Source organism: Sodalinema gerasimenkoae IPPAS B-353, assembly GCF_009846485.1.
Classification (GTDB): Bacteria; Cyanobacteriota; Cyanobacteriia; order Cyanobacteriales; family Geitlerinemataceae; genus Sodalinema; species Sodalinema gerasimenkoae.
In genome coordinates this window covers 4,127,144-4,137,421 of the sequence record NZ_ML776472.1, presented here as the reverse complement: position 1 = coordinate 4,137,421, position 10,278 = coordinate 4,127,144, and the positions used below count along the sequence as shown (strand labels likewise).

The 10,278-nt window shown below is 49.7% G+C and carries 10 protein-coding genes; 8 read left to right on the top strand and 2 right to left on the bottom strand.

Features of this window, described 5'->3' with window-relative positions; translation table 11 throughout:
• From L855_RS17880 to L855_RS17855, 6 genes are all read left to right on the top strand, one after another.
• The coding region (locus L855_RS17880) for a tetratricopeptide repeat protein (RefSeq protein ID WP_159790305.1) at window positions 1-1,071 on the top strand (1,071 nt) is incomplete at its 5' end.
• Between the two features lie 270 nt (window positions 1,072-1,341).
• Entirely contained in the window at window positions 1,342-1,656 is a 315-nt protein-coding gene (locus L855_RS17875; protein ID WP_159790303.1) for a hypothetical protein, read from the top strand.
• 4 nt (window positions 1,657-1,660) lie between these two features.
• Window positions 1,661-1,822: a WD40 repeat domain-containing protein gene (locus tag L855_RS22955; RefSeq protein WP_159791175.1), complete on the top strand. Its 162-nt coding sequence runs from the start codon at window positions 1,661-1,663 to the stop codon at window positions 1,820-1,822.
• Between the two features lie 156 nt (window positions 1,823-1,978).
• The gene (locus tag L855_RS17865; RefSeq protein ID WP_159790301.1) at window positions 1,979-3,577 is read left to right on the top strand and encodes an Hsp70 family protein; all 1,599 of its coding nucleotides are present in this window, start codon (window positions 1,979-1,981) and stop codon (window positions 3,575-3,577) included.
• Window positions 3,578-3,628: 51 nt separating this feature from the next.
• On the top strand, window positions 3,629-4,678 hold the full coding sequence (locus L855_RS17860; RefSeq protein ID WP_159790299.1) for a coiled-coil domain-containing protein: 1,050 nt from the start codon (window positions 3,629-3,631) through the stop codon (window positions 4,676-4,678).
• Window positions 4,675-5,265: a 4Fe-4S single cluster domain-containing protein gene (locus L855_RS17855; protein WP_159790297.1), complete on the top strand. Its 591-nt coding sequence runs from the start codon at window positions 4,675-4,677 to the stop codon at window positions 5,263-5,265. The genes L855_RS17860 and L855_RS17855 overlap by 4 nt, the downstream gene beginning before the upstream one ends.
• A gap of 175 nt (window positions 5,266-5,440) precedes the next feature.
• On the opposite strand, the gene cydB is transcribed toward L855_RS17855, so the two are convergent.
• Together cydB and L855_RS17845 are read right to left on the bottom strand one after the other, a co-directional pair.
• Window positions 5,441-6,454: a cytochrome d ubiquinol oxidase subunit II gene (gene cydB, locus L855_RS17850; RefSeq protein WP_159790295.1), complete on the bottom strand. Its 1,014-nt coding sequence runs from the start codon at window positions 6,452-6,454 to the stop codon at window positions 5,441-5,443.
• A 9-nt stretch (window positions 6,455-6,463) separates the two neighbouring features.
• Entirely contained in the window at window positions 6,464-7,897 is a 1,434-nt protein-coding gene (locus L855_RS17845) for a cytochrome ubiquinol oxidase subunit I (RefSeq protein WP_159790293.1), read from the bottom strand.
• 872 nt (window positions 7,898-8,769) lie between these two features.
• On the opposite strand from L855_RS17845, the gene L855_RS17840 reads away from it, so the two are divergent.
• Complete coding sequence (locus L855_RS17840; protein ID WP_159790291.1) at window positions 8,770-9,516, top strand: alpha/beta hydrolase; 747 nt, start codon at window positions 8,770-8,772, stop codon at window positions 9,514-9,516.
• A gap of 117 nt (window positions 9,517-9,633) precedes the next feature.
• Window positions 9,634-10,188, top strand: a complete 555-nt coding sequence (locus L855_RS17835) for an alpha/beta hydrolase (protein ID WP_159790289.1) — start codon at window positions 9,634-9,636, stop codon at window positions 10,186-10,188.
• Window positions 10,189-10,278: the final 90 nt, after the last annotated feature.

The following is a 10,278-nucleotide window of genomic DNA, read 5'->3' as shown; positions in this document are numbered from 1 at the left end:
AATTTCAGCCCCGATGGCACGATGGTGGTCTCGGCTTCCTCCGATGGAACGGTAAAACTGTGGCGGGTGAGCGATGGTCAACTCATTAAGTCCTTTGAGGGTTATTCTAGTTGGGTCAACAGTGCGAATTTCAGCCCCGATGGGACGATGGTGGTCTCCGCTTCCCACGACAACACGGTGAAATTGTGGCAGCTGAGCAACATACCGTGCTTAAAAGCAAGCGCCCCCAGGAGTATTGATGGACGTTTAAAAACTTGGTGGACCAAAAAGAGAAATTTAATTGTGGCAGTGGGAGCAGTAATCCTCATTATTTTTACCATCATGCCTTTAGTCCGTAGTCAGGGACCGTCTGAAAGCAACAATGCCAATACTGTTGAGGTTGCCACCAATCAAGACAAGCAAGAAGAAGCCGTAAATTATTTAGATAAGGGATATGAATATGATAATGCGAAAGAATATAAAAAGGCAATTCAAAGCTATAAAAAGGCAATTCAGGTTGCTCCTGGTTTTGCTCCAGCCTATTTTAACCTAGCTTTCACGTATAAAGAGCTAGGTGACTACGAACTAGCTATTCAAAACTTCACGAAATTTATGGAGATATTTGGCGACGATCCTTTTGCCTATAACAATCGTGGTTTTTGCTATAGTAAGCTCCGAAAATACAAAAAAGCAGTTGCAGACTATGATCAAGCAATAAACCTCGATAAAGATTATGCTGAGGCCTACTACAATCGAGGAAAGATAGCTAGTCATCAAGGTAAGCATCAAGCTGCAATCCAAGATTTTACAGCAGCAATCAATCTAAAATCAGAGAACTCTGATTGGTACTCAGACCGAGCAGACTCTTATAACAAAATCGAAAAATACAATAAGTCTATCAAAGATGCAACTCAAGCCATAAAACTTAATAGTGATAACAAAATAGCCTACAATAACCGAGGAGTTGCTTACTATTATCTAGGAGATTATAAGCAGGCAATTCTTGATTTAGATGAAGCTCTGAGGATTGATCCTTCTTTTTATCAGGCTCTAAAAAACAAAAAATTAGCTAAAGAAAATGCAAGACGCTAATTACTAACCCATCTAACCTTGATGTCAATTCAAAGATGTCAATTCAAATTCCTCTCATCTCCCCTCCCCGTTAGGCCCAAGACAAAAGTTCGGCAAACTACTAGACTATATGAGGAAGCCAAGCAACGGCTCGGGTAACACTTGCCCGCCATAGCAGCGACTGACTTGAAGAGTTTAGAGCAGCCACCTCATCAGTTTTCGGGTTTGTTGTTCCCTAGCAGCAAATTTTTACCAGCCGATTGAACTCCTTTCCCCATCGTCAACCCGCCCATGAAATGTCCCATTTGCGAAAGCCAAAATCCTGACTCCTCAGAGACCTGTTCCGTCTGTGGCTATGACTTGACCCCTTACCCATCTGTACTGGGTCAGATTCCTGAGACGTTTTTGGAAAAGGAACGGCAGCGAGTGGCGGCAGCGAAACGGGTTTGGGAAACAGTTCAGAGGCAAGTGGCAGCAGCAGAACAGCAGTGGGAACAAGCCCAGGCGCAAGTGACAGCGGCGGAAGCGAAACAAGCGCAACTGGAGGCTCAGTTACGGCAATTTAAAGCTCAGGAGTCGAGGAAGTCGCAGGGGGGAGACTCATGAACGTATAAAGTCCTTCCGGGGTGATTCCGATGCGGTCACAAGTGCCAATTTCAGCCCCGATGGGACGCAGGTGGTCTCCGCTTCCGCCGACAAAACGGTGAAACTGTGGCGGGTGAACATCCCACATCCCCTCATCCAGCGCACCTGTAATTGGCTAGTTCCCTAACTCATCCATGCAAAGACTTCAACCACACCGTCAATCCAGCCGCGAGGCTCTTCTCCCCATCACCCCTAAGACAAGGGTTCAGCAAACGACTACACTATAACAAGCAAGCCAAGTAGCGGCTCCTGCAACCTACACCGGCCACAGCACTGACTCACTATGGGATATCACATCGGACTCGACTTCGGAACCACCAACTCCATCGTCTCCTACTGGCAAGACGGCAAACTCGAAGCGTTCCAATATGGTGGGGAAAATGGCCAAAAATATGTCCCGTCTTTCATCGCCTATGATGATGAGTTCATCGAAATCGGCAAATCGGCCCGAACCACCGCCACTAACCATCCCGAAGTCCCCAGTTATGGCAACTTCAAGATGGACTTACCCCTCGATGACCAGTTCGGCAACCGCTACGACTCCGCCAAAACACCCCAAAGCGTCACCACCGACTATCTACGAGAACTCCTCCTCTCGACGGAAAATTCCTATAGTTTTCAAGCACAGCAGGGGCCAATTGCTGGACTGGTGGTGTCGGTCCCGGAAATTTGGCAACGAGATATTTCGAATCGAGGCCGGGAGCGATTGCAAACCCTCATTGCTCAACATCTCGGACTAGAGGAACAACTGATTCAATTAGTCAGTGAACCGGTGGCCGCCGCTGCCTATTATGCTTGGGAAAGTCAACAGCGTCAGCAAGAAACCCAAGACCCCCCTTTTGAGGGCAATGTCCTCGTTTGTGATATGGGTGGGGGAACGTTTGATGTCAGTCTCTGCCGAGTTTATGGGGAAAATAAGGTTGAAGTTCTCTATTTTGATGGACAGGGAGACCGGGGACTCGATGCGGCGGGGGTTGCCTTTGACCGCCGCTGTGTTCGCTTGGCGTATCAGCAGAAACATGGGAGTTCTCCTGATGAAAATAGTACGGAGTTTTTGCATCTTTTACAGCAATTTGAAGCCGTCAAAATTAGCGGGCATGATAAATACAGCAAAAAAATAAAGAATTATTTAAAGTCCCCTCAAGACCTGGCTGAGCAAATTCTTTATAGTTTTAATGGCTATCGCTTAAATCATAAGCAAGTCCAGGAGGCATTTCAACCCATAGCTGAGGGCATTCAGCGGGTCATGGAACGAGTGACGACGTGGTTGAAAGAGAATAATACAACCTGCGATCGCCTCTTTTTGGTCGGCGGATTTTCCCAGTTTCTCCTCGTCCGAAATACCATTCTCGACAGTCTAGGAAACCACTTAAATCGAGAGCAAATTGAACGTCAATTCAACTTAATTGAAAGTGCCTTTGCCATTTCCTATGGCGCCTGTTTAATCGCCAACGGCTTAGTCCAACCCAGTGAAACCTACATTCATAGCCTGGGAATCACGGTGCAATGGGTCGATGGAGAAACCATAAAAATCAGCGAAAAAGACATCCCACTTGTCCAAGGCGGAACTTACTTAGATGACCTCATATCGGTCAAATTTGCTGATATTCCTCCCCTAGCCAGTTTTCAAGTGAATGAACCCCTACAACTCACCCTCTGGGTGGATCCAAAATCCCGAGGAACCCCCCTCAAACTGGAGTTAAAAGATACGGTTAAACTCCCCCAAGCCAGCAGTGAGGATAAATGGCGGGTGGGGATGCGAGTGAACCGATCGCACATCGCTTATTTAGTGGTTGAATCGGTCTGTGGTCGCAAGCGAGGAGAATATGAACTGGGAAATATTATTGCTCAACTTTTCCCGTCCTTTGTCCTGTTTGAATAAGCCAAAAATTGGCGAAATACTTCTGTTCCTGTTCTCCGGTATTTGCTGACTATGCCACCGTCTCTACAACGCTTAATTCAACTGGCCCAAGCTTTAGAAAACTCTCTCCAACAGGGTCAATCTCCCCTAGACTTTGACCAGATCGAACAGCCGTTTCAACTCATCGCAACGGGAATCGAGGTTTGGGAACAGCTTTATCCTCCAGAGATCTTACGACAATTAGCCCAAACCGACCCAGATACATTGGATGCGTGGGCGATCGCCCTCTCCCAGACTCTCGAACAGCAACTGGCCCTCCTCAACACCTGGATTCCCCATCTGTCGAGTCTCCCAGTTCCCCAGACTCTCCAGCAGAAACTCCAGTCGTACTACCAAGACATCGCCAGCATCAGCCGCGAGAAATCCCAACTTCTCGACTCGGCTAGTACCCTCCTGAGTCGGGAACAGGAGTTACGCCGTCACGGCCAAGAATTGGACCAACTCAAACAAACCTGTCAACGCCTCAACCACATGGAGGCGGAACTGAGAACCACCGATTTAGGGCAATTGCAACAGCAAAATCAGGAGCGATCGCAGGCCCTAACCCCCGAATACGAGCAATTACAAGCCCTAGAACAGGAAAAAGCCCAACTGGACGCCGATTACGCCGCCATCCAACAGCAACGCCGGACCTTAGAAGCGGAAATCCAGCGACTGCGATCGCGTCGTCAGCAACAAGACCAACAAACCGCCACCAGTAGCCAAGATCTCATCCAACTCAGCCAAGCCGAACGCCAACGCCTCAGCGACCTCCTAGCCAGCGTTCTGGACGATTTAGAACAGGAACGCCAAGACTACCAACAGGTGAACGGGGAACTGCAAGGGGCGATCGCCCAATTCAACCAATACCAAGAACAAACCGAAGCCATCCGCAGCCATCTCCAACAACATTACCAACACAACGCCGACCTCAGCCAACGTCTCCCCGTCAACCGCCAAACTATCGACCCCCTCCTGAACCAGATTCGTCAACAGCTTCAGCAGATTGACCAAGAATTAGCCATGGCCCAACAGCATCACGCCGAATCCCAACGCAAACAGTCTTTCAACTTCTCCTCATGACCCGACTCAACCTCGCCGAACTCTGTCCTAGCAGTCGCAGTCTCGGACCGGGGAACCGCTTTATCCTCTGGGTTCAGGGCTGTTGCTTCAACTGTCCCGGTTGCATTTCTCCCGACTGGATACCCCAGACACAAGGAACTCTCATCGAAGCCAAACAACTCGCCGAGATTATCCTGTCCCGTCCCAACCTGGATGGAGTCACCGTCTCTGGAGGCGAACCCATGTTACAGGCGATCGCCCTCAGCGAACTCTTTAGTTTCTTGCGACAGAAACGAGACCTTTCGCTCATCTCCTATAGCGGATTTACCTTAGCACAACTCCAGGAAAAAAACAACCCTGAAATCAACAAAGTTCTCAACTATCTCGATGTTTTAATTGACGGGTTATACATCGATGACTTGAATGACAATCGAGGCTGGCGGGGGTCAAGCAATCAAACCATTCACCTATTGAGCGATCGTCATCGCCGAGAGCAAGAGCAATTTGAACAGGGAAACCGAGAGGTAGAAATCCATCTACGACCTCAAACCGCTCTCATGGTTGGCGTTCCCCCCACCCGAGTCAAACAGGACTTTGAAACACTCTAAACAAAACAGGTCGTCCAGTTTCAGGGAAATCAGGAGAATTTAGGGCAGATCCCCCCCCTTACCGTAGGGGCGAAAAATCCCCTCCTGGGAGGGGTTAGGGGTGGGTTCCCCTACAATGTGATGTCGAAGGCAACCTATTATCCCCATTTCTTGAAGACCCTTCCAGGTTCAGAAATTACTCCCCATAATAACTGCTCGTCACCTTACCCCGAAACACCACATACTGATAAATGTTGTAGAACAACATAATCGGAATCAACACCCCAATAAAAATCAGCATGAACACCAACGAACTCTGACTCGCCGCCGCCTGATAAATGGTGATATTGGTGGGAATAATAAAGGGAAACACCACCAACGCCAAGCCCAAAAATGTCAACAAGAAAATCAGAATCGTCAACACAAACGGCGCCACATCCCGCTCCTTCGACAAACTGGCCCATAACCGCCAAATCAAAAACGTCCCAATCAGGGGAATGGCCGCAAAAATATAGACAAAGGGCGGGTCAAATAACCGTTGTCGCGCATACTCGACAAAAATCGGGGTGGAAATGGTAATCGCCACCGCCCCCACCAGGGTCGTAATCGCGGCAATCTTGGCCGTCTTGCGGTGGGTGACTTGCAACGACCCCTCCGTTTTCAACACTAAATAGGTTGAGCCAATCAAGACATAGCCCTGAATCAAGGTTAACGCCACCAGCACCGATTGAGGAGTTAGCCAATCCCAGGTTCCACCGGTAAAATGGCCCGCTGCGTCCACCTCAATTCCTCCTAACACGCCCCCCAGGGCAAATCCTTGACCTAATGAAGCCAAAAAACTACCAATGCCAAAAGCATAATTCCAAAACATCTTACGATTGGCGTGTTCCCGAAACTCAAAGGCAACAGCCCGGAAAATAAAGCCAAACACCATCGTCAAAATGGGAATATACAGCGCACTGAGAATCGTGGCATAGGCGAGGGGAAACGCCCCAAACAGCGCCCCACCCATCAACACGAGCCAGGTCTCATTGGCATCCCAAACGTTGCTCAAACTGGTCATTAAGATGCCGCGACGTTCCTCCGTCGAGGCGGTGAGGGAGAGAATCCCCACCCCCAAATCAAACCCGTCGAGCATCACATAGAGAAACAGGAATAGGGCCAAAATCGCAAACCAAACCTGCGGCAGAAAAAGATCTAACGTTTCCATACTTTGCTCCTATTTGGCCTCCGCTGGACGACTGTCGGGACTATGTTCAGCGGGATTTGTGCCTAAATCCGTAATTGCACCGGGAAGGGGACGGTCAAGATTAGGTCCTTTTCGGATGATGCGGCTTCCAAAATAGAGAGCGGCGACAAACAACAGGGAATAGACCAGAATAAACAGCGTCAGCGACCCCACCACATTGCCCGGTGGCACGTTGGAGACGGCATCAGCGGTGCGAATCTGTCCATAGACGACCCAGGGCTGTCGGCCGACGCAGCGGACCACCCAGCCCGATTCCACGGCCAAATAGCCTAGGGGACCGGCAAACATCCAACTCCACAGCAACAGCCGTTGTTGGCCAATCTCCTCGGGGCTGAGTTTACCCCGCAGCCATTGAATCACGGTGACTCCCATCAAAGCGGCGAAAAAGAAGCCTACCCCAACCATGACGCGGAAGGCGTAATAAACTAAGCCCACCATGGAGGGACGGTCTTCGGGTTGCCATTCTTTTAAGCCGAGAACGGGTTTTGAGAGGGTTGGCTTCAGTTCCAGGATATAGCCCAAACCGTTGGGAATCGAGAGTTCCCAATCATTGCGTTCAGCGGAGACATTGGGCAGGGCCAGGAGACTCCAGGAGGCTTTTTGGCCGGCGGGAATGGTCTCCCATTGGGCTTCCATGGCCGCGAGTTTGGTGGGTTGTCGTTCGTAGACTTGTTCGCCGTTGAGGTGACCCACATAAATTTGCAGGGGGGCCACGGCGATGGTGGCGGCTAGGGCGATTTTCAGGGAACGGTTGAAGAATTGCGGATGTCGTCCCCGCAGCAGGTACCAAGCACTAATCCCGCCAATGACAAAGAGGGAGGTTTCTAAGGTCGCCAGGAAGGTATGGGCGACACTATTGACCATAAAGGGGTTGAAGATGGCTTGGAAGTAGTCGCTGACGACGAATTTCCCATCGACGACTTCTCCACCGGCGGGGGTTTGCATCCAGGAGTTGGCGGTGAGAATCCAGAAGGTGGAGAGGTTGGCCCCAAAGGCCACCATAATCGTCGAGAGGTAGTGCATGAGGGGAGGGACTCGCTCCCAGCCAAAGAGCATAATTCCCAGGAAGCCGGCTTCTAGCATGAAGGCCATGGAGGCTTCAAAGCCGAGAATACTACCGAAGAAGTCTCCGACGGCTTCGGAAAAAGGACCCCAGTTGGTTCCAAATTGAAACTCCATGGGAACACCACTGGCGACGCCAATGCCGAAGTTGAGGACGTAGAGTTTGGCCCAAAAGCGAGCATGGTGGTAATAGTCGGGGTTGCGGGTTCGTAACCACATCCCTTCGACGATAACTAGGTAAATGGCCATCCCGGTGGTCAGGATGGGCCAAAGCATATGAAAAATTGCGGTTAAGGCGAATTGCATCCGCGATAACACTAATGTGTCTTGGAGAAACTCCATAGCGGTAAGTCTGATTGAAGAATGCAGCGCGTGGGAGAACATCTCCCGTACTTGTTATATCGCAAACCTCTCAAAAAATGGAACGACAAGCGGTCAAAGAGTCCTGAACTATTCTGAGATAACCGGGTAATCTCTATCTAGGGGAGGATTACAAGTTGACCCGTCATCTGCACCCCTCAACCCCAGGGAGATGGGGGTGATCGCCCTTCCAGCCCTCTGCCAACCTCAACTCGCCCCGACGGAGCAAAAACCAGACTAGATGGTCTAAAATTAGGGTCTAAAATTGTTGCAATTCTTGAGCTGATATGCTAGTGATTCCAGGACCGCTAAACATCCAGATTACAGGATTTTTTGGGGGCGGCATTTTCCCCTTAAATGGCTTGATATTGACTTGAATTTCAATTAAATTTATGCTAGGTAAAACCCGAGAACCTATCAAGTTAATTCTTAACATCTCCCTCAAGGAATCTTCAAATCTACCCGAATGAGGCGAGACGGATTCAAGAGAGAGGGAACTAGAGAATCTTTTCCCCTTGCCACGTTTTTTTGTCTGATTCTCTTATAAAATCAAAATGTGACCTGAGTAATCCTGAGTCATTGGAGCAGACATTAGACGAAATTCCGCTCTTAAACGTTCCCAAACTCCCCAAATCATTAGAAATTTTAAGACCTGAAACAAGGCGGTTCTACAAGTGTCACAAGCTCAGAGGGCAAGACTGCTGCCAATCTTTAACATGTTTCGGCAACCGGATTGACTTTTGAGAGAGCCAGATATAGACTCAAACCGACACGCTGCGGTAACAAGCCCAATTGAGATCTTATTTTTCAAACACGGTAGCATCATGAAACCCATCCGCACCCCATTTGAACCCATGACTAAACTTCTATCCCCATCGCTCGGTCGTACCCTAGCCGCCGGTGCTGGAGCTATGCTTCTGCTGTGGAGCGCCCCCGCTGAAGCCCTTGAAACCATCATCATCCGCTACAACCAAGACGAAGTCACCGTCACCCTCGACGACATCATCAACTTCGGACGTACCGGAAATCTCCCCGAACTCGAACAACTCTTAGTTGACCAGGAGGACCTCCTGCAAGACGCCGTAGGGGATGTTCTGAACGTATTACAAACCGCTCTAACGCAAGAAGTGCGCCTGAGTTCCCGTCTGCGCCAAGACATTGCCAACTTCCTCAACAGCAGCACCGGCGAATTTGTGGTGCTGCAACTCAACCGCGTTGTTAGCAGTGCCGATGACACCGATGATATCGAGTCCTTGCGCAGTGCGCTGATTAACGTCTATGAGACCAACGAATTTGTCTCGTTCCTAACCTTGCTCGAAGCCTATCCCGAGCGGGTGGTACGAGTCAATGCCACTGGTTTACAGGGCGTTGTCCGCGATGTCGATCTATTCGTCAACCAAATCGAGCCGGCCTTAAACGTGATTCGTGACTTGCTGCAAGACTTTGTCTGCGAACCTCGTAGCCAAGGCCATCTCCCCGGAGAGAGCGAATCTGCTTCAAATCCTGAGGTGGAGGGAAGCGGTCTACAGGTGTACCGTTCTGACTCAGGCTTAATCTTAGAACCCTCCCACTCTCAATTCGCCCAAACTCCTGTCCACTAAACCCTAGAGGTCCTTATGTTTAATCGAAATGGTTTAGGCTCGAAGCCCGCTTCAGCCCCGAAGCCATCTGTACCTCGCCGATCTTGGGCAACCCTTTGTGGTATCGGAGCAGGACTCATGGTTTCGACGCTGGGGATGGGGCGTGCCAATGCCGCTCAACGGCTGGTGGTCACCTATGGCCCCGCTGACCGCAGTATCCCGATTTCTCAGTTAGAAGAAGTCGCTGAAACGGGGGTGATTCCTCGGAATGCCTCAGTGTTACGGTTCGTCGCCAATCAATCGAATTTGTCTGGGGAAGATCTCCAAGCCATCCTCACTCAAGAGCTTGGTGTGAGCTTGCGGTTCATCGATGATGTGACCTACACCCTACCTGGGGAATATGTCTTGTTCCAACTCGGACAAGTCTTTCATAATCGAGCCAGAGTTGCTGAAATTCAGTCTCTACGGGCTGCTTTAATTAACTCCGTCAGCAATGATGGTCGCATTTCTCTGTTGCAGTTTCTGCAAAACTATCCCAACCCAGATTTGTATATTGATGGGTTCAGATTGCGGGGGAATGCGCAGGATGTGGTCAATGTCATCAACGATATTGGCGATCGCCTCGCCGGACCCATTGCCGTTGCCCAAGATCTGATTGACAGTTTAGTCTGTGAGCCAGCTCAACGAGACTAATCCTCAATCCCAGATTCATCACGATAGCGATGAACAATCCAGCTTAGACAGCTAAACACCGAAAAACCTTATCTGGGTCTTTATCTGACG

Bases quoted from the DNA above. Each gene is read 5' to 3' on its own strand.
- L855_RS17875 (WP_159790303.1), top strand. From the start codon at position 1,342: ATGAAATGTCCCATTTGCGAAAGCCAAAATCCTGACTCCTCAGAGACC.
- L855_RS17865 (WP_159790301.1), top strand. From the start codon at position 1,979: ATGGGATATCACATCGGACTCGACTTCGGAACCACCAACTCCATCGTC.
- L855_RS17860 (WP_159790299.1), top strand. From the start codon at position 3,629: ATGCCACCGTCTCTACAACGCTTAATTCAACTGGCCCAAGCTTTAGAA.
- L855_RS17855 (WP_159790297.1), top strand. From the start codon at position 4,675: ATGACCCGACTCAACCTCGCCGAACTCTGTCCTAGCAGTCGCAGTCTC.
- cydB (WP_159790295.1), bottom strand. From the start codon at position 6,454: ATGGAAACGTTAGATCTTTTTCTGCCGCAGGTTTGGTTTGCGATTTTG.
- L855_RS17845 (WP_159790293.1), bottom strand. From the start codon at position 7,897: ATGGAGTTTCTCCAAGACACATTAGTGTTATCGCGGATGCAATTCGCC.
- L855_RS17840 (WP_159790291.1), top strand. From the start codon at position 8,770: ATGACTAAACTTCTATCCCCATCGCTCGGTCGTACCCTAGCCGCCGGT.
- L855_RS17835 (WP_159790289.1), top strand. From the start codon at position 9,634: ATGGTTTCGACGCTGGGGATGGGGCGTGCCAATGCCGCTCAACGGCTG.